At 66.8% G+C, this 25,436-nt stretch carries 20 protein-coding genes and 1 pseudogene; 5 read left to right on the forward strand and 16 right to left on the reverse strand.

Annotated features, from left to right (window positions below):
• The 15 genes and pseudogenes from AWB78_RS48155 to AWB78_RS03905 all read right to left on the reverse strand — a co-directional run.
• On the reverse strand, positions 1–698 hold a 698-nt coding region (locus AWB78_RS48155; RefSeq protein ID WP_332460075.1), incomplete at its 3' end, for a carbohydrate-binding protein.
• Positions 699–758: 60 nt separating this feature from the next.
• Positions 759–1,259, reverse strand: coding sequence for a type II secretion system protein (locus AWB78_RS03835; protein ID WP_062602443.1), 501 nt, complete (start codon positions 1,257–1,259; stop codon positions 759–761).
• Entirely contained in the window at positions 1,234–1,611 is a 378-nt protein-coding gene (locus tag AWB78_RS03840; protein WP_062602938.1) for a type II secretion system protein, read from the reverse strand. Before AWB78_RS03840 ends, AWB78_RS03835 begins: the two co-directional genes overlap by 26 nt.
• 5 nt (positions 1,612–1,616) lie before the next feature.
• The gene (locus AWB78_RS03845) at positions 1,617–2,084 is read right to left on the reverse strand and encodes a type II secretion system protein (protein WP_062602445.1); all 468 of its coding nucleotides are present in this window, start codon (positions 2,082–2,084) and stop codon (positions 1,617–1,619) included.
• Positions 2,085–2,105: 21 nt separating this feature from the next.
• Positions 2,106–4,052, reverse strand: a complete 1,947-nt coding sequence (locus tag AWB78_RS03850; protein WP_062602447.1) for a secretin GspD/PilQ domain-containing protein — start codon at positions 4,050–4,052, stop codon at positions 2,106–2,108.
• Positions 4,049–4,606: a hypothetical protein gene (locus AWB78_RS45710; RefSeq protein WP_062602448.1), complete on the reverse strand. Its 558-nt coding sequence runs from the start codon at positions 4,604–4,606 to the stop codon at positions 4,049–4,051. Before AWB78_RS45710 ends, AWB78_RS03850 begins: the two co-directional genes overlap by 4 nt.
• Positions 4,603–5,124, reverse strand: a complete 522-nt coding sequence (locus AWB78_RS03860; RefSeq protein ID WP_062602450.1) for a hypothetical protein — start codon at positions 5,122–5,124, stop codon at positions 4,603–4,605. Before AWB78_RS03860 ends, AWB78_RS45710 begins: the two co-directional genes overlap by 4 nt.
• Complete coding sequence (locus tag AWB78_RS03865; RefSeq protein ID WP_062602451.1) at positions 5,121–5,774, reverse strand: hypothetical protein; 654 nt, start codon at positions 5,772–5,774, stop codon at positions 5,121–5,123. Before AWB78_RS03865 ends, AWB78_RS03860 begins: the two co-directional genes overlap by 4 nt.
• Positions 5,771–6,625: a hypothetical protein gene (locus AWB78_RS03870; RefSeq protein ID WP_062602453.1), complete on the reverse strand. Its 855-nt coding sequence runs from the start codon at positions 6,623–6,625 to the stop codon at positions 5,771–5,773. Before AWB78_RS03870 ends, AWB78_RS03865 begins: the two co-directional genes overlap by 4 nt.
• Before the next feature lie 11 nt (positions 6,626–6,636).
• Positions 6,637–8,280 (reverse strand): GspE/PulE family protein, encoded by a 1,644-nt coding sequence (locus tag AWB78_RS03875; protein ID WP_062602455.1) that lies wholly within the window; start codon positions 8,278–8,280, stop codon positions 6,637–6,639.
• A gap of 4 nt (positions 8,281–8,284) precedes the next feature.
• Positions 8,285–9,469 carry a type II secretion system F family protein gene (locus AWB78_RS03880; protein WP_062602942.1) on the reverse strand — a complete coding sequence of 395 codons (1,185 nt, stop codon included), beginning with the start codon at positions 9,467–9,469 and terminating at the stop codon, positions 8,285–8,287.
• 17 nt (positions 9,470–9,486) lie between these two features.
• Positions 9,487–9,972: a type II secretion system major pseudopilin GspG gene (gspG, locus tag AWB78_RS03885; RefSeq protein WP_232477604.1), complete on the reverse strand. Its 486-nt coding sequence runs from the start codon at positions 9,970–9,972 to the stop codon at positions 9,487–9,489.
• Between the two features lie 83 nt (positions 9,973–10,055).
• Positions 10,056–12,091: pseudogene (locus tag AWB78_RS47510) on the reverse strand (glycosyl hydrolase family 18 protein).
• 637 nt (positions 12,092–12,728) lie between these two features.
• The gene (gene argH / locus AWB78_RS03900) at positions 12,729–14,135 is read right to left on the reverse strand and encodes an argininosuccinate lyase (protein WP_062602456.1); all 1,407 of its coding nucleotides are present in this window, start codon (positions 14,133–14,135) and stop codon (positions 12,729–12,731) included.
• A 69-nt stretch (positions 14,136–14,204) separates the two neighbouring features.
• On the reverse strand, positions 14,205–15,011 hold the full coding sequence (locus tag AWB78_RS03905; RefSeq protein WP_062602458.1) for a helix-turn-helix transcriptional regulator: 807 nt from the start codon (positions 15,009–15,011) through the stop codon (positions 14,205–14,207).
• A gap of 132 nt (positions 15,012–15,143) precedes the next feature.
• Here AWB78_RS03905 and AWB78_RS03910 point away from each other — a divergent pair, with 132 nt between their 5' ends.
• A complete protein-coding gene (locus AWB78_RS03910; protein WP_062602460.1) occupies positions 15,144–15,908 on the forward strand; it encodes a class I SAM-dependent methyltransferase in 765 nt (254 codons plus the stop codon).
• 46 nt (positions 15,909–15,954) lie between these two features.
• Here AWB78_RS03910 and ppc read toward each other — a convergent pair whose 3' ends face one another.
• On the reverse strand, positions 15,955–19,014 hold the full coding sequence (gene ppc, locus AWB78_RS03915; protein WP_062602461.1) for a phosphoenolpyruvate carboxylase: 3,060 nt from the start codon (positions 19,012–19,014) through the stop codon (positions 15,955–15,957).
• A 337-nt stretch (positions 19,015–19,351) separates the two neighbouring features.
• Here ppc and hemC point away from each other — a divergent pair, with 337 nt between their 5' ends.
• The 4 genes from hemC to AWB78_RS03935 all read left to right on the forward strand — a co-directional run bounded on the left by hemC (position 19,352) and on the right by AWB78_RS03935 (position 25,431).
• A complete protein-coding gene (gene hemC / locus AWB78_RS03920; RefSeq protein WP_062602463.1) occupies positions 19,352–20,359 on the forward strand; it encodes a hydroxymethylbilane synthase in 1,008 nt (335 codons plus the stop codon).
• The gene (gene hemDX, locus AWB78_RS03925) at positions 20,359–22,461 is read left to right on the forward strand and encodes a fused uroporphyrinogen-III synthase HemD/membrane protein HemX (protein WP_062602464.1); all 2,103 of its coding nucleotides are present in this window, start codon (positions 20,359–20,361) and stop codon (positions 22,459–22,461) included. Before hemC ends, hemDX begins: the two co-directional genes overlap by 1 nt.
• On the forward strand, positions 22,461–23,654 hold the full coding sequence (locus tag AWB78_RS03930; protein WP_062602466.1) for a heme biosynthesis protein HemY: 1,194 nt from the start codon (positions 22,461–22,463) through the stop codon (positions 23,652–23,654). The genes hemDX and AWB78_RS03930 overlap by 1 nt, the downstream gene beginning before the upstream one ends.
• A 202-nt stretch (positions 23,655–23,856) precedes the next feature.
• Positions 23,857–25,431, forward strand: coding sequence for a GDSL-type esterase/lipase family protein (locus AWB78_RS03935; RefSeq protein WP_062602470.1), 1,575 nt, complete (start codon positions 23,857–23,859; stop codon positions 25,429–25,431).
• Positions 25,432–25,436: the final 5 nt, after the last annotated feature.

Raw genomic sequence — 25,436 nt, forward strand, 5'->3', positions numbered from 1 at the left:
GTTGGCGTTGGCGTTGGCGTTGGCGTTGGCGTTGGCGTTGGCGTTGGCGTTGGCGTTGGCGTTGGCGTTGGCGTTGGAACCGGTGTCGGTGTGGGCGTGGGTGTGGGTGTGGGCGTCGGTACGGGCGCGGGAACCGGAGTCGGTACGGGTGTTGGCGTTGGCGTCGGTGTTCCGCCGCTACACGCTCCGAGATCTTCCCATACACCATACGCGCCCGACTGCGCGGGGTTGTCACCCTGCGTCCACCACTTGTTCCGATAGTTGCGCCCGTTGTATGTCACGCGCGTGCCGGGCTGCGCATAGGTCTGATCCGCGGACCATGACGTATTGCATCCTGCGGGCGTCGGCGTCGGCGTCGGCGTCGGCGTTGGCGTTGGCGTTGGCGTTGGGGTTGGCGTTGGGGTTGGCGCTGGCGCTGGCGTTGGCGTCGGCACGGGAACAGGCGCGGGAACAGGCGTCGACGTCCCGCCCCCCGTGCCGATGTCGCGCCACAAGGTCGGCGTGCTCGACGGCGTCCATCCCGCCCCCGGATACGCGGTATGCGACTGCAGCGCCTGATAGACGCGGCCGTTGTACGTCACCGTCGCACCCGGCGCGTAGGTCGCGCCTTCGCGCCATGCCTCCTGAGCGAGCGTCATCCCGGCGTGAAGCATGAGCGCGGCCGGCAGCACTGCCAACTTTCTGCGAATCGATAACATCACTGTTCTCCAGATATGATCGGCGCGCACGCGGTCGATGCGATCGCCGGATAGGTCGGGCTACCGCCGGCTCATGTTTCTTTCCGGGTAGTAGGTGAACTTCCATTCCGAATAGCTCGTCTGCGTGGCGAAGCTCGCGTAGAGGTCGGGAAAGCCGTCCTTCTTCAACGGCGCCTCCGTCGACGCGCTGTACACGCCGTACAACTCTCCGTCCGGGCCGCGCACGGTCTGCCACTCGCCGTTGGTCATCGGGTCGGCATAGGCGGCGCGCAGATAGCGCTGCACGAACGAAGCGCGCGGGTCGCGCAGCAGATCCTCGAAGCGCTTCGGAAACGCGCCGCTCTTGTCGGCCTTGACATACGCCGCGATGGCCGCGCGAATGGCGTCGCCCTTGCGCAGGAGTTCGTCCTCCTTCGCGCGCTGCACTTGCGTCGTCCAGACTTCACCGACCTGCATCAGATAAATGGCGATCAGCGCGACGCACATCAGCGCCCACAACATGCCGAAGCCGCGTTGCCGCGCGGCGCCCGGCCGCTTACCACGAGCTGTAGTCGGTCCCATCCTTTGCCTTGCCTTTGGCGCCGCTGCGCACGTTGTAGACGCCGGGCGTGCCGTCGGCGGGCGGCTCCGTCGTCCATGTGGCGCGGCTTTGCGCGACGGGGTCCATCGGCACCTCGCGCAGATAGCGCTTCTGCACCAGTTCGTCGAGCGATTGCGGATAGCGCCCCTGATCGGCGCGAAAGCGGTCGATGGAATCGCGCAGCGCCGCGAGGTTCTGATGCAGCACGGTTTCGCGGGCCTTGTCCGCCTGGCCGAAATAGCGCGGCACGACGAGCGTGAGCAAGGTCGCGACGATCGCCAGCACGACCAGCAACTCGATCAGCGTGAATGCGCGGCGCAGCTTCGTCAGCATGACGGTCACCATTTGCGATAGGGCACGCCGTTCAGCCCCGTGCCCTCGGAAAGCGAATACACGTCGTAGACGTCGTCGCCTTCGCTCGGCGAGTCCGCGTCGCTCGCGTAGCTGCGCTTGCCCCAGGTCGAATCGTCGGAGCGGCTCGGGCAGTCGCACATCGGATCGCGCGGCACGCGCCGCAGGAAGTAGATGCGCGTGTGCTTCGGATTGGTCTTGTCGACCACGCCCTCGACCAACGTGCCGAGCTTGGGCGGATAGCCCGTTTCGCCGAGCGGACGGTCGAACTTGCCTTCGTCGCCGGCCTTCTTGTACGCATCGATCGCATCGCGGATGCTCCACAGCGCGCGCCTCAGATCGTCTTCCTTCTGGCGCTGGACGGCCACCTGCACGAGCGGCGCGGCGACCATCGCCAGCGCGGCGAGGATCGCGAGCGTGACCAGCAGTTCGATGATCGTGAAGCCTCGTTGCATCGCGGGGGCTCGTAGCATGGGTCAGGGCTGGGTGCGCGTCGTCGGCTCGGGCGCGGCGCCCGGTCTGGGCGACGGCAAAGCGGCGACGGGCGGCGGTGCGGGCGCAGCGGGTGGCTGGGGCGGCTGGGGCGGCTGCGGCATGGCGGGCGGCGCGGGCATGGCGGGCATCGCGGCCGGCGGCGGCAACATGCGCACGCTTTCGTTGCTCGCGACCGGATCGCGCTCGGTCGTGATGCGGTTCTCCGTGCCGGAGTCGAACTGCATCACGTTGCCGGCGGGCATCGTCTGATTGCGCACGATGCGCGGCGTCAGCAGCAGCACGAGCTCGGTCTGCCGGTCGTCGTTGACGCGGTCGCCGAAGATGCGGTCGAGCAGCGGAATGCGGCTCAAGCCCGGCAGGCCGGAGCCCGCGGCGCGCTCGTTGCGCTGCAGGAGCCCCGCGAGCATCTGCGTTTCGTTGTTGCGCACGCCCATCACGGTTTCGGCCGTGCGCGTGCCGATCTGATAGGCGACGAGTCCCGTGGACGTCGTGATCGTATCGGTGACGTTCGACACTTCCATGCGCAGCTTCACCTGCACTTCGTCGGAATTGACGATCACCGGCGCGACCTCAAGCGTCAGGCCCACGTCCTGATAGTTGATGCTCTCCGAGCTGAAATTGCTCGACAGCGTGGTCGTGACGACAGGCAGCCGGTCGCCGATCAGCACCTTGGCCTTCTCGCGGTTTCTCACGCGGATGCTCGGATTGGCGAGCGTGCGGGTCTTGCCCTGCGTCTGCAGGAAGTTCACGCCGACCGGCCCGATCCGCACCAGCACGTCGCTGCTGTTGAGATTGCGCAATTGCTGCAGCGTGACGGTGTTCGGCGGAAGGGTCGTGCCGTCGTCGGCGGTACCGGACTTCAGGCCGAACTGCACGCTGTCCGGATACTGAATGCCCATGTGCAGCAGATCGGACGACGACACTTCGAGAATCTGCGCATCGATCACGACTTCGGCGGGCGTCACGTCCAGCGCGCGGATGAGGCGCTCGGCGACCTTGATGGTGTCCGGCGCGTCGCGCATGATGATCGCGTTGGTGCGCTCGTCGAGCACGGCGTCGCGCGTCTTGACCATCTGCTTGAGCACGCCGAGCACCTGCGCCGCCTGCGCGTTCTGCAGATAGAACGTCCGCACGACGAGATCCTTGTACTCGGTCTCCTTGTCGGGCCGCTTCGGATAGATGAGGATGGAATTGCCGCTCACCACCTTGCTCGCGAGCTGGTTGGCCTGCAGCACCATCGTCAGCACCTGCTTGACGGGCGTGTTGCTCGCGTAAATGGTGGTCGGCGTGGCGGCCTGCACTTCGCGGTCGAAGGTGAAGTTCAGCCCGGTGATGTTCGCCACCAGCTCGAAGATGCTGATGAGCGGCTGGTCGCGGAACTGCACCGTGATCGGCTGGTTGAGATCCTGATTCAGCTTCGGGGCGAGATCCGCCGCCTTCGGCGCGAGCAGGTCGTCGCGCATCCGCGCCGCGCGTGCGTTGTCGGGCTGCTTCGCGAGCACGTCGTTGAGGATCGCGAGCGCCGTTTGCGGCTGATCCAGCCGGATCGTGTCGGCGTATTGCACGGCGCTGTCGATCCCCGCCTGCTTGTCGATCCAGGCGATCATCTCGCGCGCGTTGTCGTCGCCGGGCGCGGCGGCTTGCGCCTTGTGCGCCCACGCGAGCGCCTGCGCGGCGTCGCCCGCGCGGTACGCCACGGTCGCGCGCTGCAGATACTCGGTCGACAACTGGCGCTGCAGCCGCAGATGCCAGCTCTTGATCTCGAGATCGTCGGGATACTGCGCGCTTTGCTCCGCGAGCAGGGCCAGTTGCGCGTCGGGCGGCATGCCGGCGAGCCGGTTCTGCAAGTCCTGACGATGCAGATCGCCCGCGCACGACGCGATGAGCGGAAGCAGAAGCCAGATGGTCACATCCTTGAGCCGGCTCATTTGAGTTCCCCGAGTGACAGCGTTTGCCGACGCTTCAGCGGCAGATACGTCAGGCGCACTTCCTTGCGCGTGATGTCCTCGATCCGCCATGCGTTCAGAATGACGTCGCCGCGGCGCAGGAAGCCTTTCTTCTGGCAGTCCGCGCAAAGCGCGAACTCGCGCCCGGTGCTGGCGAGCACGATGTAAAACGCGCCTTGCTGATCCAGCCAGAGCGTGCGAACGGTGAACGGCAGCGGCGGCGGCTCCGGCGGCGGAGGCGGCTTGACCGATCCGGGCGGAGGCGGCGGTGGCGGCGGCGGAGGGGGCGGCTGCCAGTTCTGGCTGGGAAAAAGATCGATGCGCGGCCGATCGTCGGCGGCGACCGCGGCCGGCGCGCTGGCCTGTGCCGCCGAGGCGGGCGCAGGCGCCGTGCGCGTCGGCGCTTCGGTGTCCTGCGCGGGTGCGTCGTCCTTCGCGCCCCGGAAATACGAGAACACGATCAGGCCGAGCGTGACCGCGAGCAGGGCCCGTATCGGCTTCGAGATCTTCAGCGTGCGGACATCGAGCGGCTTCATTTCGACGCCTCCACGAGAAACGCGCATTGCAGACGCACTTCCAGCTGCGTCTCGCCGATATTCGGCCGGGATATCGTGAGGCGCTCGCAGCGCACGCCCGGCAAAGGCCGCAGTTCCGCGAGGAAGCCGCGCAGTTGCGGATAGCTGCTGGTGAAGGTCGTGTCCACGATGTAGCGCCGCAACGTCGAGTCCTTGTCCTGCGCGGCGAGCTGGTAGGAGATCTGCGGAATCGCCACGCCGTTTCTCGCGGCGATCGCATGCAGACTGTGCAGGAAGACGAAATAACGCTGCTCGGCGCTGACGGGCGCGAGCGCCTGGTCGGGCGAGGGCGGCGGGGGCTGGGTGAGCTTCGCGGCGCGCGCGTCCAGATCGGTTTCGCGCGCGGCGATGTCGCTCCGCAAGGGCAGCGCCTCCACGAGCGTGATGACCGCCGCGCCGCCGACGAGCAGCAGCGCGAGCAGGCCGAAGGTGCCGAGGCGCCATTGCGCGCGTTGCAGCTCCCATCGCCACCGGTTCATCGGCGCCCCCCGCTGGACTGGCCCGCGGACGGCGGCGGGGAGGGCGCGGGCGATGCCGCCGTTGGCGCGGACGATGCCGCCGCCGGCGCGGAAGCGGGCGCCGCGTCCGCCGCCTGGCTGGCCAGCGGCTGCGCGACGAACGGTTTCCACGTGACCTGCAACGCGGTTTCCACCGATTTGACCGGCGGCCCCGGCTTCTCCGACTGGCGCTTCACCGACACGCTCTCGGTGCCGGGCTGGGCCTGGAACCAGTCGGCATAGGAGAGGGCTTCCTGCGCGGAGCGCGTCTCGAATTGCATGTTGATCTGCCGCGCCGCCGTGACGATATCCACGGTGAGCAGCGCGATATTCGGATGCCAGCCGCCCTCGATCAGATCGCGCGCCGGCTCGGCCGCATAGCGCTGCTGCGCCATCAGCGTCGCCTGCTGCGCATCGCCGGCGGCGCGATTCGCGTTGCTGATGGTCTTGAACTTCGCTTCCTTTCGGGCGATGACCGATTCGCGCTCGTCGAGCGCCGCGCCGTGATCCTTGAGCACATCGAGGTATTGCATCGCCGCGATCACGACGACCACGCCGATGACCAGCGCGACCAGTCCGGCCACGGGATTCGCCCGGTTGGGGCGATGCAGGTCGATGACGGGGGCTTTCATGCGGCGCCGTCCCAGGGCGACGGCAGCCACTCGATGAGCGATGCGTCCGCGGCCCAGTGACGGGCGTCGCGTGGCCCGATCACGTAGCGTCGCTCGGGCGGCGCGTCGACGCATAGCGCGAAGGCGTCGCGCAGCACGTCGTCGAGCCCGCCGCCCGTCGCGCGGAACACCGGCAGCCCGATGAACGCCGTCCAGCCGCCGCCCCGGCGCACACCGATGTGCGCGATCGCCGCATCGCCCTGCGCTTGCTCCAGTTCGACGATCGCGATCGCGCCGTCACGGATGCGCGCCGCATGCTTCTGGAGCGCGAACGTGTAGCCGGGCTCGATGCCGAGCAATTGCAGCCTGCGCTTCTTGCACAGCCGCTCGATGCCCGCGCAGAGCGCTTCGGGTATCGCGGCGGCGAGACGCCCCTGGCCCCACGCGCCGTCGCTGACGGCGTAGCGCCAGGCTTCGCCGCCCGCGCCGCTTCGAAGCGCCAGCGCGCGCGCGGCCGGCACCCAGTCCTGCGGCTTCGCGAGCGCCTGCCACGGCAACGCGTAGTAGCACGCGAACGGCGCACCGACCACCACGCGCAGCGCGTGCAAGCCGGGGCTCGCCGGCTTCGGCGCGAGCGTTTCGATCGCGGCGAGCGCGGCGGCAACGTCGCCCGGCGCGGGCAGCGGCAGCGGCGCATCGGCGTCGCGCGCGGGTTTGAGCGCGCGGGCGTGCTGGCCGTCGACCCAGAGGGTGGTGCGGCTCATGAACGCGGCGCTTTTCGCGGACGCCGCCCTGAACGGCGCAGCGTTCGCGAGCCCGGGCTTGCGCGCCATCGTGCGCCATGCCTCGATCCGGTCGGCCCAACGTGACATGGTGTTCTCCGTCAGGCGTCGACTTTCGTGACGCGGTTCACTTCGGCGAGTGTCGTGCGCCCGTCCGCGACCGCGCGCAGCGCGATTTGCCGGATCGGCACGAAGCCGCCCTGATAAGCGAGCTGCTTCAACTCGATGACCGGCCGGCGCTCGACGAAGCATTGCTTGATCGCGTCGTTCAGGCGCAGCACTTCCGCGATCGGCTGACGTCCGAGATAGCCCGTGCGTCTGCACATCTCGCAGCCCGCGCCCTTGCAGAAGCGCCAGTTGGCGACCTGTTCCCGCGTGAGCGCCGAGGCGCGCAGGAGCGCGTCGTCGGGCGGCGCGTCCTCGCGGGCGCAATGCGGGCAGTTCTTGCGCATCAGCCGCTGCGCGACCGCGCCGAGGAGCGCGTCGACGAAGCTGTGCATGTCGACGCCCATGTGCAGGAAGCGGTCGAGCACGGAGAACACGTCGTTCGCGTGCACCGACGTCAGCACGAGGTGGCCCGTCAGCGCCGCCTGCACCGCAATGCCCGCGGTCTCGCCGTCGCGAATCTCGCCGACGAGGATCTTGTCCGGATCGTGGCGCAGGATTGAGCGCAGGCCGCGCGCGAACGTCAGTCCTTTCTTGTCGTTGATCGGGATCTGCAGCACGCCCGGCAGCTCGTATTCGACCGGGTCCTCGATCGTGATGATCTTTTCCTCGCCGGTGTTGATCTCGGTGAGCGTGGCGTACAGCGTCGTCGATTTGCCCGAGCCGGTCGGCCCCGTCACGAGCAGCAGGCCGTACGGCTCGTGCGCGATCGAGCGGACCAGCTCGACGATCTCCGGCTCGTGTCCGATCGAATCGAGCCGCAACGCGGTGCTGCTCGCGTCGCCGCGCTGCTTGTCGAGCACGCGCAGCACCGCGTCCTCGCCGTGGATCGACGGCATGATCGACACGCGGAAGTCGATCTCGCGCTGATTGATGAGCGCCTTGAAGCGCCCGTCCTGCGGGACGCGCCGCTCGCCGATATCGAGGTCCGCCATGACCTTGAGGCGCGATAGCACCTGCTCGGCCGTATCGGTGCCCGGCGCGCTCGCCGTTTCCTGCAGCACGCCGTCGATGCGGTACTTGATGACGAGGCCCGCCTTCGTGCTCTCGATATGGATGTCCGACGCGCGCGCCTTGAGCGCGTCGTACAGCGACGAATTGACGAGACGGATCACCGGATGCACATCGGCGGCGAGGGTCGCCAGCGTGATCTCGACGCCGGTATCGGCCGATGCGCCGCTCTTGCCGTCGACGCTGATCTGCGTGAGCGCCTGATGCGCCGACTCGTGCAGCGCGAGATACGCCATCAGTTCGGCGGGCACGCAGAAGGCGAAGCGGAACGGCTTCTTCACGCGGTTCATCGCCCAGGCGCGCAGCGGCGCATCGAACGGATCGGCGAGCACGAGCCAGAGCGCGGCGTCGGCGTCGGAGGCGAGCAGGCACTTGCGCGACATCGCGTCGCCAAAGGACAGCAACTCGAAGCGCGGATCAAGCGTTTCGAGCGCGGCGGCGTCGAAGCCGCGCAGGCTGAGCATCTGCGTCACGCTGTGCAGATAATCGACGGGATCGCGCTGCGCGTCTTCCCAGACCTGCTGCTGCCGGGGACGCGGGACGGGGGCGGCACTGCTGGCTCGTTCCATGATTTCACCCCACCGCGCCGGCGAGCTGGAAGATCGGCATGTACAGCAGAAAGATGATCGTCCCGATGACGCCGCCGACCACCAGCATCAGCACCGGTTCGACGACGCGCATCAGGGTGTCGATGGCGCGGTCCAGCTCTTCGTCGCAGAACTCGGCCGAGCGCGTGACCATGCCGGGCAGCTCGCCGCTCTGCTCGCCGACGCGGATGAGCCGCTCGGCCACCGGCGTCGTCAGGTTCGCGGCGGGCAGCGCGCCCGACAGCGGCTTGCCCGCGCGAATCTCGTCGAGCGCCTGCGTGAGCGCGGTGCGCAGCTGCGCGGGCAACACCTGCGCGGCCAGTTCCATCGACGTCACCATCGGCATGCCGCCCGCGAGCAGCAGCCCGAGCGTGCGATAAAAGCGCGTGAGCGCGAAGAGGCGCTGATAGTCCGCGAGCTTCGGCAGCGCGAGGAACGCCGCGAACAGCTTGCCGCGCACCTTCGCGCTGCGCAGCGACAAGCCCGCGCCGACGAGCGCCGCGAGTATGCCCGCGAGCAGCACGCCGCCGTGCGCCGCGACGAGGTTGCCCCAGGCGAGCATCACGCGGGCGGAGAACGGAATGTCCTTCATCGATGCGAACACCTGACTGAACTTCGGAATCACGTAGAACGCGAGGAACAGGACGATGAGCGCGCCGGTCGCGATGACGATCGACGGGTACACCATCGACGACACGACTTTCTTGCGCACCGCGGAAAGCCGCGCGTCGTAGTGGTGATAGCGCTTGAGCGCCTCGGCGAGATGGCCGGTCTGCTCCGCCGACGCGACGGTCGCGACATAGAGCGGCGGAAAATGCTCCGGCTGACGCTCGAGCGCGCGCGACAGCGGCTCGCCTTCGTACAGCGCGGCGACGATCCGTTGCAGCACGGTCCGGTTGAGGCCTTCCTTGCTCTTGTCGCGCAGCGTCTCGACGGTTTCGACGAGGCTCAACCCCGCATCGAGCAGGGCGATCAGCTCCTGCGTGAAGAGCGCGCGCTCGAACACCGGCTTGCGGAAGGTGAAGCCGGGCTTCTTTCGATCGACGGGGGCCGCATCGACCAGCGACAGCCCCATCTCCGCGACGCTCTGGCGCAGTTGCGCGTCGTCGGCGGCATCGAGCTCCAACTCCTGCCGGCCGCTGTCCGTGTCGACCTGAACGCGATATCGCATGGCGGTCACCGCGCCCGTCATTTGTTGACGATGTCCGCGTCTTCGCCGCTTCCGCCGGGCTTGCCGTCGGCGCCGTAGGTCATCAGGTCGTAGTCCTTGCCGTTTTCTCCAGGCGTGCGGTAGATATACGGCTTGCCCCACGGATCGTTCGGGATCGCGCTGCTCATGTAGGGGCCTTCCCAGCCCGAGGTGTTGCCGACGTTCGTCATCAGCGCGGCGAGGCCGGCGTCCGTCGATGGAAAGTGGCCGGTGTCGAGCCGGTAGCGGTCGAGCGCGCTTTCGATGCCCTTCATCTGCGAGGCGGCCGTCTTGCTTCGCGCCTTGCCGACTTCGCCGAACAGCTTCGGTCCGACGTAGCCCGCCAGCAGCGCAATGATCAGCAGCACCACCAGCAGTTCCAGCAAGGTGAAGCCGCGCCGGCGCAGGCCGATGTCCGGTCGCGCCAGTCTCGTTCGCAATGCGCTCGCCGCCGGCGATCCGGCGTTGCTCAATCGTTCAGGCATGGCTGCTCCTGCAAGTTCGAATACGTCGCCATGCGCGCGATCGCAGATGCGGCGTCATGCGATCGCGCGCCCTACACCGGACGTCACTTGAGTCCGTCGCTCATGACTTTCAGGAGCTCCGCGTTGGGACCGTCGCCGTCGAGTTCCCAGCTGAAGGCGCCGCGCAGGTTCTGCGCCTTGACGTAGTCCATCTTGATCTTGATGGCGGCCTGCGAGTCGTAGGACCACCACTGAGTGCCGTCGAACTTGTAGGACGTCTTCGCGACGGGATGCTCATACAGGGTGCCGCCCGCGCTCTGAGGATGCGGTAGTCCTGGATGCCCTCCTCGTATTTGCCGGGCGCGGGCTTGCTGGCCTTCTGATAGAGACCGTTGCCTTGCGGCCCTGCGCTGACCCCCGTCCATCCCCGCCCGTAGAACGGAATGCCGACCACGATCTTCGACGTCGGCACGCCCGCCTTGAGCAGGCTCTTGACCGCACTGTCGACGTTGTAGGTCGGCGCGTACCCGCCCACCTTGTAGTTGGGGCTCTCGGGGTCGGCGTAGAGCGGCGCCTGGAAGTCCGTCGGTCCGGTGGCTTCCCAGCCGCCGTGGAAGTCGTAGGACATGATGTTGATCCAGTCGAGCGACTTGCTGTATTCGCCCGGCTCCGTGTTGTCGATCTTGTCGCCGCCCGTGCCGATCGCGACCGTCAGCGAATAGTGCTTGCCGTTCTGCGAGCCGATCGCGTCGAGCTGTTTGCGGAACTCCGCGAGCAGGAGCGTGTAGTTCTTCTTGTCGTTCGGATCGACAGTGTTGTACGGCTGACCGCCGCCGCCCGGAAATTCCCAGTCGATGTCGATGCCGTCGAACACGTCTGCCCCGATGCCGTCGCCGCCCGCGTTGGAGCCGGCGTCAAACGGCAGGTTGCCCTTGATGTAGACGTCGATGCAGGACGCGACGAGCTGCTTGCGCAGCGCATCGGTGGTCGCCGCCTTGCCGAACCATCTGGACCAGGTCCATCCGCCGAGCGAGATGATGATCTTCACGTTCGGATACTTGGCCTTCAACTGTTTCAACTGGTTGAAATTGCCCTTGAGCGGTCCGGCCTTGCCGCCGCCGTAGCGCGGATCGTTTTGCGGGAAGTCCCAGGCGTCGCTCTTGCCGTTGACCGATTCGTTCGCGCTGAAGCCCTTCTGATAGTCGGCCCACGCGTCGCCGCCGGTGCCGGCGTCCTGGGCGTTGGGGTTGGTCGCGCCGGGCTCGGCCTTGTTGATGATCCCGCATTCGTAGCCGCCGTTCTTTTGATAGATGTTGCCGAACGCGTAGTTGATGAACGTGAGCATCTTGGCCGAGCCGGACGTGTCGACGTCCTTGAGCTTGAAGTTGCGATCGTAGATGCCCCATTGCGCGAAGTAGCCGCCGACTTCGCGTCCGCCGGTGGGGGCGGGAGCTGGAGCTGGCGCGGGCGCAGGCGTTGGCGTTGGCGTTGGCGTCGGGGCCGGAGCGGGCGTTGGAGTGGGTACGGGCGTTGGCGTTGGCGCGGGTGTCGGGGTTGGCACGGGCGTCGGCGTCGGCGTCGGTGTTGGCGTAGGTGTCGGAGTCGGAGTCGGAGTCGGCGTTGGTGTCGGAGCGGGTACGGGAACCGGCACGGGTGCAGGCGCCGGTGCCGGCGTCGGACCACCTGCGCAAGCGCCGATGTCCTCCCACACGCCGTACGCTCCGGATTGCCCCGGATTGTCACCCTGCGTCCACCACTTGTTCCGATAGTTGCGGCCGTTATACGTCACACTCGTGCCCGCATTGGCATACACCTGCGTCGCCGACCATGCCGCAAAGCATGCAGAGGGCGTTGGGGTCGGAGTCGGTGTAGGCGTCGGCGACGGAGTAGGCGTTGGTGTCGGAGTAGGCGTAGGCGTAGGCGTCGGAGCCGGAGCCGGAGAAGGTGTTCCCGACCCGCCGCCCAGATCTTTCCACAGCGTCGGCGTGGTGGATGGCGTCCAGCCTGCGCCGGGATAGGCCGTGTGCGTCTGCAAAGCCTGATAGGTGTGCCCGTTGTAGGTGACCGTCGTGCCTGCCGAATAGGTCACGCCTTCTGCCCAGTCCGCGCCGTATGCGCCGACTGAATAAGCGACGAGCATGGCCAAGGTCAGCGTCGTGGATTTGGAGTGCTTACGAATGAGATTCACAGGACGGCCCCCTTTGTTTCACCTTCTGTTCGTTTCGACTCTTGGTCTGATCCGGCATTTGAGCGAAATAACACAATTGCCGAGCGCGGTAATGCCGATATATAGATAACTCACCCGACCGCTTGAAGCAAGATTGAAGTTGACGATTAGTTTTCCTTTGGATTCGATTTTATGAATAAACAGGACGCGAAAGCCGCCTGTCCATTTTGCGGAAAACCGAGGCGTTGATTTCGATCGTTTCGTTTCGGCGCGTGCGCGCGCAATGCCTGACGCATTGCCTTCGACACATTCGAAACGGACGGGCAAGTGATTGCCATGCCGGAACCGGCGCGTTGCTTTCGATGGAACCGGACACGCGCATCGTTGATAAAACGACGATGCGAATCGGAAATGCAACGCCGCTTTAGACGCGAATTCGATTGATGCGGAAATCAACCGGCCGGCCAGCGCAGAGTCGAAGATCGCGCATTATCCGCTTCTTCTTTTGCGCTTCGGGACAACGGCAGGCAATCATGCCCGCCATGTAAAACACCCCAAAGGCCGGACGGATATCCAGCCTTTGGGGTGCGGATGAACCGATGCGGAACGTTTAGTCGAGCGCCGCGCGCGCCGCCTTCGCTGCCGCCCGCACCTGATCCGGCGCGGTGCCGCCCGCGTGATCGCGGCTCGCGACGGACCCTTCGAGCGTCAGATATTCGAACACGTCTTCGCCGATGAGATGCGCGACGTTCGGCAGTTCCTTCTTCATTTGTTCGAGCGACAGGTCCGCGATATCGCACTCGCGGTCTACGCAGATGCGCACCGCATGCGCGACCGCTTCGTGCGCGTCGCGGAAGGGCAGGCCGCGCTTCACGAGATAGTCCGCGAGGTCGGTCGCGGTCGAGAAGCCCTGCAGCGCCGCCGCGCGCATCGCTTGCGGCTTCACCGTGATGCCCGCCGCCATTTCCGCGAAGATGCGCAGCGTGTCCGCGACCGTATCGACGGTATCGAACAGCGGCTCCTTGTCTTCCTGATTGTCCTTGTTGTACGCGAGCGGCTGGCCTTTCATCAGCGTGAGCAGCGCCATCAGATGGCCGTTCACGCGGCCGGTCTTGCCGCGCGCAAGCTCGGGCACGTCGGGGTTTTTCTTCTGCGGCATGATCGACGAACCCGTGCAGAAGCGGTCCGCCAGATCGATGAAGCCGACGCGCGGGCTCATCCACAACACGAGCTCTTCGGAAAAGCGCGACACGTGCGTCATGATGAGCGCGGCCGCCGCCGTGAATTCGATGGCGAAATCGCGGTCGGACACGGCATCGAGCGAGTTCGCGCAGATGCCGTCGAAGCCGAGCGTCTTTGCGACCGCGTGACGATCGATCGGATAGCTCGTGCCCGCGAGCGCCGCCGCGCCCAGCGGCAGGCGATTCACGCGCTTGCGTGCATCGCGCATGCGTTCGGCATCGCGCGAGAACATTTCGACGTAGGCCAGAAGGTGATGCCCGAACGTCACCGGCTGCGCGACCTGCAGGTGCGTGAAGCCGGGCATGATGGTGTCGGCGTGCTTCTCGGCCATGTCGATGAGCGCGACGCGCAGATCCTTCAGCAGCTCGCCGATGCGGTCGATCTCGCCGCGCAGCCACAGGCGGATGTCGGTCGCGACCTGATCGTTGCGCGAGCGGCCGGTATGCAGACGCTTGCCCGCATCGCCGATCAGCGCGGTGAGGCGCGCTTCGATATTCAGATGCACGTCTTCCAGATCCAGCTTCCACTCGAACTCGCCGCGCTCGATTTCGCCCTTGATCTGCGCCATGCCGCGCTCGATCGCGGCGACGTCGTCGGCGCTGATGACCTTCTGCGCGGCGAGCATCGACGCGTGCGCGAGCGAGCCCTGGATGTCGACGAGGGCGAGGCGCTTGTCGAAGAACACCGACGACGTATAGCGCTTGACGAGCTCCGACATCGGCTCGGAGAAGCGAGCCGACCAGGCCTCGCCTTTTTTGTGGAGTTGGGACGTCATGGTGATGTGCAGTGGCGGTTGAGGCGGCTTTTTCGGCAAGCCGGAAGCCTACGATTTTAACAAAACGAGCTACGCGTCCCCGACGAGAATCACGAGCTTCAAATCCTCCCGGTGCGCCGGCTTGAAGGTGATCTGATTGAACACCACGCGTCCGCGCGCCGGATGATTGAACGCGCGCTCGCCGCCTTCGCGCTCGAACACGTCCTGCGACGCCCAGTAGCGCGCGAACGCATCGCTGGCGGCGCTCAGATTGTCGATGAGCGCGCGCGTCGGCGCATCGTTCAGATGGCGGATCGAATCGGCGCGGAATTCGGCGGCGAGGCGTCGCGCGCGCGTCTCCCAATCGACGATGAGATCGCGCGCCGCCGGCGACGTGAACGTGTAGGTCAGCAGATTGCGATCGTTCGTGCCGTCGAGCCAGCCGACGAAGAGATCCGCCGCATGCTCGTTCCAGCGCAGCGCGTTCCATTGACGATCGAGCACATAGGCCGGCGCGCCGATCAGCGCCACCGTCTGAAGGAGCGCGGCGGGTGCGTCCTGGCTCGCGGGATCGGGCTCGGCGGGATCGCGCTGCGCCGCCAGCTCGAAAAGATACGCACGTTCGGCACGCGACAACTGCAGCGCGACCGCGATGCGCGCGAGGGCATCGGCGGAAGCGGACACCGGGCGGCCTTGCTCGATCCACGTGTACCAGGTGGGGCTCACGCCGCAGAGTTGCGCCACTTCCTCGCGGCGCAAGCCGGGCGTGCGGCGGCGCGGACCGGGCGCGAGCCCGACGGCTTGCGGCGACAGCCGCTCTCGATGCGCGCGGATGAATTCGCCCAGCGCGTGCGCGGGCGTTTCGGCGAAGGGGTCGTGCTTGTCGGGATGATTCATTCAGACTTCAAACGCGCGTTCTGGCGTCGACGGGTGGTTTAGATACCAGAATATCTGCTCAACTTGTACTGGTACAAAGCGGGCTCTATTGTAGCGGCAGGCACTAGAGCCATAACGAAACCGGAGCCCACGATGAAACACCACGACCAGGTCGCCGATGCCTTCGGCAGCACCGCCGCCGCCTATCTCACGAGCGCCGTCCACGCGAGCGGCGCCGATCTGCAGAATCTCTCCGCGACCTTCGCGGCCACCTGCGGCAACGCGAGCGTGCTGGACATGGGCTGCGGAGCGGGCCACGCGAGCTTCGCGATCGCGCCGCACGTGCGCGAGGTCGTGGCGTACGACATCGCGCCGCAGATGCTCGCGACGGTCGAAGCCGCCGCGACGGAACGCGGCCTGACGACGATCCGCACGCAGCAGGGCGCGGCCGAAACGCTGCCGTTCGCGGACGCCGCGTTCGACTGGGCCGTGAGCCGCATGAGCGCGCATCACTGGCGCGACGTGCCGGCCGCGTTGAAGGAAGTGCATCGCGTGCTGAAGCCGGGCGGGCGGCTGAAGTTCATCGATATCGCGGGCATCGACGATCCGCTCTACGACACGCACATTCAGGCGATCGAAATCCTGCGCGATGCATCGCATATCCGCGACTATCGCGCCGACGAATGGATCGCGATGCTCGATGCCGCCGGCTTCGACGCGCAAGTCACGGAGCGCTGGCGCATTCCGCTGGAATTCGAATCGTGGGTGACGCGCATGCGCACGCCGCCGGAGCGCGTGACGGCGATCAGGTCGATGTGGAAAAGCGCGCCCGATGAAGTGCGTCAGTATTTCGGCGTGAAGGACGACTGCTCGTTCGAGCTGGACGCGATGATGATCGAAGCGAAGCGAAGGGGCTAGGAAGGAAAAACGGCGTCGTGCCCCAACGACACGACGCCGCGAAACATCAACCCGTATTGCGCAGTCCCGCCGCAATCCCGTTGATCGTCAGGTGAATCCCGCGACGCAGCCGCACGTTCTGATCGCCGGCGCGGTGGCGCTTCAACAGTTCCACCTGCAAGTGATTGAGCGGATCGAGATACGGGAAGCGGTTCTTGATCGAGCGCGCGAGCAGCGGGTTGTCAGACAGACGCTCGCTTCTGCCGGTGATCTCCGCGAGCACGTTCGACGTGCGCTCGTGCTCCGCGACGATCTTGTCGAACACCGTCTTGCGCAGCTTCTTGTCGGTGACGAGCTGCGCATAGCGCGACGCGACGGCGAGATCGGTCTTCGCGAGCACCATGTCCATGTTCGACAGCAGGTTCTTGAAGAACGGCCATGTCTTGTGCATCTTGCGCAGCGTCGCGAGCCGCTTCGCGCGTTCTTCGTCCGAGCCCGCCTTGTCGAGATAAGCGGTCACCGCGCTGCCGAAGCCGTACCAGCCCGTGAGCAGCAGACGGCACTGGCCCCACGAGAAACCCCACGGAATCGCTCGCAGATCCTCGATCTTGCGCTGCTTCGGGTCCTGCAGCTTGCGCGACGCCGGCCGGCTGCCGATGTTCAGCTCCGCGATCTCCGAGATCGGCGTGGACAGGAAGAAGTAGTCGGTGAAGCCGGGCGTCTCGTAGACGAGCGCGCGGTACGCGGCCATCGCCGAATCGGAGAGCGTCTGCATCGTCGCTTCGAATTGCGGCAACTGCGCGGGCGCGTTCTCGTGCGGCAACAGCGATGCTTCCAGCGTCGCCGCAACCACCGTCTCCAGATTGCGTCGCCCGATTTCCGCGTTGGCGAACTTGCTCGCGATGACCTCGCCTTGCTCGGTGAGGCGGATCTGCCCGTCGACGGTGCCGGGCGGCTGCGACAGGATCGCCTGATAGGTCGGGCCGCCGCCGCGGCCGACCGTGCCGCCGCGGCCATGGAAGAGCCGCAAGGTCGTGCCGCGTTCCTTGAACAGCGCGACGAGCGCCAGCTCCGCGCGATACAGCTCCCAGTTCGACGTGAGGAAGCCGCCGTCCTTGTTGCTGTCGGAGTAACCGAGCATCACTTCCTGCTCGTTGCCCGCGTTCTCGATCAGTTTGTCGATGCCCGGCAGCGCGAAGAATTCGCCCATGATGACGGGCGCGTTGCGCAAGTCGGCGATGGTCTCGAAGAGCGGAATGACCATGAGGCCGTCGCGCGCCGGATCGTCCTTGGCGCCGAGACAACCGTGCAGCACGCCCGTTTCCTTCTGCAGCAGCATCACTTCCAGCAGGTCGCTGACGGTTTCCGTGTGCGAAATGATGTAGTTGCGCACCGCGCGCGCGCCGAACTTCTCGCGCGTTTCGCGCGCCGCTTCGAGCACGCCGAGCTCGCTCTTCGCGAGATCGGAATAGTGCGCGTAGGGCAGACGCAGCGGGCGCGGCTGCGCCAGTTCCTTCAGCAGCACCTCGCGCTTCTGTTCCTCGGACAGCGACGCGTAATCCGCGACGACGCCCGCACGCGCGAGCAGTTCGGTCACGACCGCTTCGTGGATATCCGAGCTTTGCCGCAAATCGATGCTCGCCAGATGAAAGCCGAACACTTCGGCGGCGCGCGCGAGCGGCGACAGACGCAGGATCGACATCGACGCGCCGTGATGCTCCGCGAGCGAATCGATCAGCACGTGCAGATCGCGCACGAATTCGGACGCATCGGCGTAAGGCTTCGCGCGAATCTGCGGCGCGCCCGGCCCCGCGCTGCGCACCGCGACGACGCCTTCGCCGAGCCGCACGCGCGCGCTCGCCGCGAGCCGCGTATAGATGCCGATGAGCGCGCGGCGATACGGTTCGTCCGTGCGATGCGGCGACTGGTCGGGCGAGGCATCGGCGAGCGCCTTCAGGGCATCGCTCGAACCGGCGAGCAGGTTCGACACGGACAGTTCCGCGCCGAGCTTGTGCACCTCTTCCAGATAGTGTTCGAAGATCACGATCGCCTGACGCGTGACCGCGGTTTCGAGCGTCTCGCCGGTGACGAACGGATTGCCGTCGCGGTCGCCGCCGATCCAGCTTCCCATCTGGAAGAACGGCGGCAGGCGCACGGGCAGGCCGTGCTCGGCGAGCGCGCCTTCGATATCGGCGTAGAGCGCGGGAATCTCGGCGAGGAAGGTCGCGCGATAGTAGGACAGCGCGTTGTCGATTTCATCGGTGACGGAGAGGCGCGCGTCGCGCAGCATGCGCGTCTGCCATAGCGAAGTGACTCGCGCGCGCAGCACGGCTGCATTCTGCGCGCGCTCGCGGTCGGTCAGTTCCTGATCGCGCTCGGCGAGCAGGCGCGCGATGTCGTGCTGCGCGTCGAGAATGCTCTTGCGCGAGACTTCGGTCGGATGCGCGGTGAGGACGGGCACGATCAGCGCATCGCCGAAAAATTTCTCCAGCATCTTGCGCGTCGCGCTGATGTTCTTGTGCTCGCGCATGCGCTCGATCGCATAGGCGATGGTGCCCGGCTGCGAGCCCGAGCCCGCGAGCGCGTGAATGCGGCGGCGGCGATTGTGATGCCGGTCCTCGGCGATATTCGCGAGATGCGAAAAGTAGCTGAACGCGCGCACGACGGACACCGTCTGCTCCGGCGTCAGCGCGCGCAGCTTCTTCTCCAGCGCCTGGGCGGCTTCGCTGTCGTCCTCACGGCGGAACTTCACGGCCGTCTGACGAATGGCTTCGACGACATCGAACACGGCGTCGCCTTCCTGCTCGCGCAGTACTTCGCCGAGCAGGCGGCCGAGGAAGCGGATGTCTTCGAAGAGCGGGCGGTCCTTGTCGTCGCGCGTGCGGCTCGCGGGCTTCGGACTGGCCGCGCCGTTCGCACGCAGCGTTTTCGCCCGCTTCGCGACGGGTTTCGCGGCGGCCTTGATGCCTGGCTTCGCCTTCGGCGCAATGGCCGCTTTCGATGCCTTCGCGGCCGTGGCGGCCTTCGTGACGATGGGCGACGACGCCGGGCGGGGCGCGTCGGAGGAGGAAGACTTGGGCAATGCGGCGTTGCGGCGCGCCGCGCGAGCCGATCCAGAAGACGTCACGTTGGGTTCCTCTCAGAAGCTGCGAAGCCAGGGCACATCGACGCGACGCCGCGACCCGAAAAGGGCGAAGCATCGAGCAGGAAACCGCAGACCGTGCGAACGGCCGTGCGTCAAACCGGCGACAGCATGCCGCGGCGTTCGGCGCGCCCTGAAGCGTTCATCGCGCGCGACGCGGCGAGCGCCGCTGTTCACATCGATGGAAACGCACCGCGGACGCCCCGAAAGGCGCATCGGACAAGGCTCTCGCGCGCTGCCTGGGTGTCGGTGGACCGTGGCGTGCGTGCTACCATTGTTCGCTAATGTCTATTCATCCATCCCGTCATTCGATCGAGCATCAATGAATTCCGAGACGCATTCCACGACACCGCCCACGAGCATAACCATCGCTTCGCGGGAAAGCCGGCTGGCGATGTGGCAAGCCGAGCACGTGCGGTGTGCGCTGCACAAATTATATCCATCTTGCGACGTGAAAATCCTCGGAATGACGACGCGCGGCGATCAGATTCTCGATCGTACGCTGTCGAAGGTCGGCGGCAAGGGTTTGTTCGTGAAGGAGCTCGAAGCCGCGCTCGCCGATGGCCGCGCCGATCTCGCCGTGCATTCGCTCAAGGACGTCCCGATGGAACTGCCCGAAGGCTTCGCGCTCGGCGCCATTCTCGAACGTGAAGACCCGCGCGATGCCTTCGTGTCGCCGCATTTCGAATCGCTCGACGCGCTGCCGGCGGGGAGCATCGTCGGCACGTCGAGCCTGCGCCGCGAAGCGATGATCCGCGCGCGCTTTCCTCATCTCGAAGTGCGTCCGTTGCGCGGCAATCTCGACACGCGTCTCGGCAAGCTCGACCGCGGCGAGTACGCGGCCATCATTCTCGCGGCGGCGGGCCTGAAGCGGCTCGGGCTGGAAGCGCGCATCCGTGCGCTGCTCGATCCATCGGAGAGTTTGCCGGCGGCGGGGCAGGGCGCGCTCGGCATCGAGATTCGCGCCGATCGCGCCGATATGGCCGCGTGGCTCGCGCCCTTGCACGATGAACGAACCGCGCTCGCGGTCGAAGCGGAACGCGCGGTGTCGCGCGCGCTCGGCGGCAGTTGCGAAGTGCCGCTCGCGGCGCATGCCGTATGGCGCGAGGGCGCCCTGCATCTGCGCGGCGCGGTGTCGATGCCCGACGGCAAACGCGTGCTGCGCGCCGAAGAAACCGTGCGTTCGCCCGATCTCGCCGCCGCGCTCGCGCTCGGCCAGCGCGTCTCCGCCGATCTCGCAGCGCAAGGCGCCATGGACATCGTCGACGCACTCACGACGATGAGCCGCGCGGACGGCCCCAACACCGCGCCCTCGGGGCCGAAGTCCTGATGGCGAGCGCACGCCGCGCCACCGTCATCGTCACGCGTCCGGACGGACAGTCGTCCGCGTTGCTCGCGCTGCTTACCGGCGCCGGCTTCGATACGCTGGAATTCCCGCTCATCGATATCGCGCCCGTCGCCGACGATGCCCCGCTGCGCGCCGCGCTCGACGAACTCTATCTGCCGCCGGATGCCGCGGCGCGCTACGCGCTCGTCGTATTCGTGTCGCCGAATGCGATCGACCATGCGTTCAGCCGGCTCGGCGCGCCGTGGCCCGCGGATCTGCCGGTCGCGGTCGTCGGTCCCGGCTCGGTCGCGGCGCTCGCGCGACAGGGCGTGCACGCGCCGTCGCATCGCGTGATCAGTCCGTCGACGGAAGAAGCCGATCCGCGCTTCGATTCCGAAGCGCTCTACGCCGCGATCGAAGCGCATTTCGGCACGAACGGTCTGGAAGGCAAGCGCGTGCTGATCGTGCGCGGCGACGGCGGCCGCGAGTGGCTCGCCGAGCGGCTCATCGAGGCGGGCGCGCAGGTCGAAAAAGCCGCCGCCTATCGTCGCGTGCTGCCCGAGCCGTCGATGCAGAAATGGGAGCGCATCCACGAACTGCTGGCAGGCGAGCCGCATGCGTGGCTGCTGACGAGCTCCGAAGGCGTGCGCAATCTCGCCGAGCTCGCGCACGAGCATCTCACCGCCGACGAAATCGTGCGCCTGAAGCGCGCGCCGATCGTGTGCCCGCACCCGCGCATCGCCGAAGCCGCGCGCGGGGCGGGTTTTGATAGGATTACGGTGTCCGGCGCGGGCGACGAACGCATCGCACACTCGCTGGAGGCGCTGTTCCCGCCCGCTACCGCCGCCGCGTCCGCGCATGCGGCGACATCACGCGATCCGGAGGCCCACGCACAAGCGAGCGCATCGAGCTCGATCCATTCCTCATCCGCGCCGACGGACGCCAACCCGGCCACCGCGCCGGCCCACCAAACGGCTCAATCACGCATGACTGACTCGAACGATTCCAAGAAAGCTTCACCTCAGCCGAACGTGACACCGCCCTTGCCGCCGAACACGCCCTTCACGCCTTACGAGCAGCAGAAGCGCCGCGGCGGCGCGGGCATCGTGGTGTTGTGGTTCGTCGTCGTCATTCTGGCGGTGGCGGCGGGCGCGGGCGCCTTCGTCCTGAACCGCAAGTTCGACCGCGCCGACGCGCAGCTCTCGCAACGCGTCGCCCAGTCCGACGAGCAGAACGCCGATCTTCGCGCGAAGGCCGATCAGGCCGCGAGCGCCACCACGGCGCTCAACACGCAGATCATCCAGTTGCAGGGCAAGCTCGCCGACGCCGAAGCGCACAGCCAGGCGCTGCAACAGCAATATCAGGATCTCGCGAGCAACCGCGACGACTGGACCGTCGCCGAAGTCGAGCAGATTCTGTCGAGCGCGAGCCAGCAGTTGCAACTGACCGGCAACGTGCCGCTCGCGCTCTTCGCGCTGCAAAGCGCCGATACGCGCCTTGCCGCGACTACCGGCCCTCAAGTGGTGGCGATCCGCAAGGCGATCGCGCAGGACATCGACAAGCTGAAGGCCACGCCCACGACCGATCTCACCGGCCTCGCGATCAAGCTCGACACGGCCATCGATCAGGTCGACCAGTTGCCGCTGTCGGGCGAGGCGCCGATCGCCCGTGCCCGCGCGCAGGCGGCCGAGCCGGCGAATAGCGCGTCGATCGCGGCGGCGACCGGCGAGCCGCGCTGGAAGGTGCTGTGGCATCAGATCACGAACGGCATCGGCCAGCAGTTGTCGAGTCTCGTGTCGGTGCGGCGCATCGACAATGCCGACGCGATGCTCGCATCGCCCGATCAGGGCTACTTCGTGCGCGAGAACGTGAAGCTGCGTCTGTTGTCCGCGCGTCTGTCGCTGCTGTCGCGCAGCGAGACGACGCTCAAGGCGGACCTGCACGCCGCCGACGCCGCGCTCGCGCGCTACTTCGATGCGTCGTCGAAAAAGGTTCAGGCCGTGCGTGAGCTCGTGAAGCAGGTCGATCAGGCGTCGCTCGCCGTCGCCGTGCCGAACCTGAACGCGAGCCTCGCCGCCGTCCATCAGTTCAAGCGAGGCGGATGATGACGATTCGTGGACTCATCTGGCTCGCGCTGCTGTTCGCCGTCGCGGTGATCGTCGCGACCGTCGGCGGCTTCAACAACGGACAGATCCTGCTCGTGATCCCGCCGTATCGCGTGGACATGTCGCTCAATCTGTTCGCGGTGGCGCTCGTCGTGCTGTTCATCGTGCTGTACGCGATCATCCGCGCGGTACGCGGCGTCTGGAAGATGCCGTCGCGCGTGGCCGCGTATCGGGTGCGCAGCCGGCTCGCGAAGGCGAATGCCTCGCTGCGCGATGCGGTCGGGCATCTGTACGCCGGGCGCTTCTCGAAGGCCGAGAAAGCCGCGCGCGATGCGCTTTCCGTCGATGACAACAAGGGTGCGGCCGGGCTCATCGGCGCGAACGCGGCGCATCGTCTGCATGAATACGCGCGCCGCGACGAATGGCTCGCGCAGGTCAGCGGCGCGGACTGGCAGGATGCGCGTCTGATGGCCACCGCCGACATGCGCGCCGATGGCCGCGACGCCGACGGCGCGCTCGTCGCGCTCACCGAGATGCAGGCCCAGGGCGGACGGCGCATCCACGCGCAGCAGATCGCGCTGCGCGCGCAGCAGCAGTTGAAGAACTGGAGCGAGGTGCTGAAGCTCGTGCGGATGCTGGAAAAGCGCGAAGCGCTGCATCCGGCGGTCGCGGTGCGTCTGCGTCAGGTTGCGGCGGAAAACCTGCTGCGCGATCGCCGGCACAATCCGGACGCGCTGATGGAACTGTGGCAATCGCTGTCGGCGACGGAGCGTCAGTCGCCGCGCCTCGCCGATCTCGCCGCCGAACTGCTGATCACGCTCGAGCGCCGCGCGGAGGCGAAGAAGATCGTCGAGGACGCGCTCGCGCATAACTGGGACGCGCGGCTCTTGCGGCGCTATCCGGATTGCGTCGTCGGCGGCGACGCGTTCCCGCTGATCCAGCGCGCCGAAGCGTGGCAGAAGGAGCGCACCGAAGACGCCGACCTGCTGTTCACGCTCGGCCGGCTGTGCCTGCATCAGCAGTTGTGGGGCAAGGCGCAGGCGTTCCTCGAATCGGCGCTGAAACTCGCGGACAACGAGCCGCTCAAGATCCGCACGCATCGCGCGCTCGCCCGTTTGCACGAGCAACTGGGCGACACGGAGAAGGCGGCGGAGCATTACCGCGCAAGCGCGCTGGCGATGAACGTCGTGTAATCCGGCGGCACTGCGCTTGCTTGGGGAAAGGGCCGCGTCGAGCGGCCCTTTTGCATGGCACCCGATGCGTACGGCGCTTTTCGCGTTGTCTGTACGGCATCGCACGGCTACCGTACGGGCAACATGGTCTAGTTTTGTTCTACCAATTGGATGATGGCGACGTGCGTTCAATGCGTCGTTGCCATCGGAACAGGGAGGCGGAGTGAAACGAGGGCTGCACACGTTCATCGGGCTCGCGCTCGTCGTCGTCCTGTCATGGCCCGACACGTCGCACTATTTCGCGCAGGGCATCGTCACGACGGCGCCGTGGACCGGAAGCTGGTCCACCGCACCCGCCATCACCCCCGATTCCGGCTTCAACAATCAGACGATTCGCCAGATCGTGCATACGAGCATCGGCGGCACGGCGGCGCGTCTCAAGTTCTCGAATCTCTTCGGCGAGAAGCCCATCACCATCGGCGACGTTCATATCGCGCGCCATTCGCGCGGCGCGCGCACGATCGCGAACACCGATCGCCAGGTGACCTTCAACGGCCAGACTTACGTGACGATTCCCGCGGGCGGCTCGGTGCAGAGCGACGCCGTCGCGTTCCAGGTGCCGGCGCTCGCCGACATCGCCGTGAGCATACACATACCGTCGCAGACGCCGCCGCGCTCGACCGGCCATATCGACGCCATGCAGGACGTCTACATCGCGCCGGGCAACGCGAGCGCCGATTCGACGTTTTCCGGCGGCGTCGCGAATGCGGCGGGCGGCCAGTCGTACTATTTCCTCACCAATGTCGACGTGATGAACGCCGCCGCGACGGGCGCGGTGGTCGCGTTCGGCGCATCGATCACGGACGGGATGGAATCCACGCCGAACATGAACCGGCGCTGGCCGAACCGGCTGGCGGACCGGCTGATCCGCGCGGGCATGAACGTCGGCGTGCTGAATCAGGGCATCAGCGGGAATGACTTCTTCACGGACGGCTCGGGCCAGGCCGGGCTCACGCGCTTCGGCCGCGATGTACTCGGGCAGGCAAACGTGAAGTGGGTGATCATTTCCGACGACGCCGTGAACAATCTCATCGGCGGCGATCCGCCGACCGCGCAGCGACTCATCGACGCGTATCAGCAACTGGTGAAGCAGGCGAACGACGCGCATGTGGGCGCGATCTGCTCGACCCTGACGCCGTTCGAAGGCGTGGCCGAATGGACGCCCGACATCGAGAGCACGCGGCAGACGGTGAATGCGTTTCTGCGCGGCCGAACCAGCGGCTGCGATGCCGTACTCGATCTGGCCGCGGTGCTGGGCGATCCGGCAGGCGCGGATCGCGCGTCCGCCTATGCGCCTTCCTACAACAGCGGCGACGATCTGCATCCGAACGACGCGGGCATGCAGGCGATCGCCAATGCGGTCGATCTGAACTGGTTCGCCGCGCTGCCGCCGATCGACGCGCCGAGCGCGTGCGGCCGGCTCACGTCGGGAGAAGGGCTCGGGGCCGGGCAATCGCTCGCGGCGTGCAGCGGGAACGTGGCGCTGAGTATGCGGGACGACGGCTATCTGGTGGCGGTGCTGAACGGCCAGGCGATCTGGTCATCGCGTGTGAGCGGCACGCCGGGCGTCGAAGTCCGCATGCAGGAGGACGGCAACCTCGCGATGTTCGACAGCAACGGCGCGATGGTCTGGCAGACGCATACCTCGGTTCCCGGCTCCTATGCGCTGATCCAGAAGGACGGGCATCTCGTCATCTATTCGCCGCACGGCACGGCGCTGTGGTCGAGCGCGGGATGAGAGAG

It is taken from the genome of Caballeronia calidae, assembly GCF_900044055.2.
In the GTDB taxonomy this organism is placed as follows: Bacteria; Pseudomonadota; Gammaproteobacteria; order Burkholderiales; family Burkholderiaceae; genus Caballeronia; species Caballeronia calidae.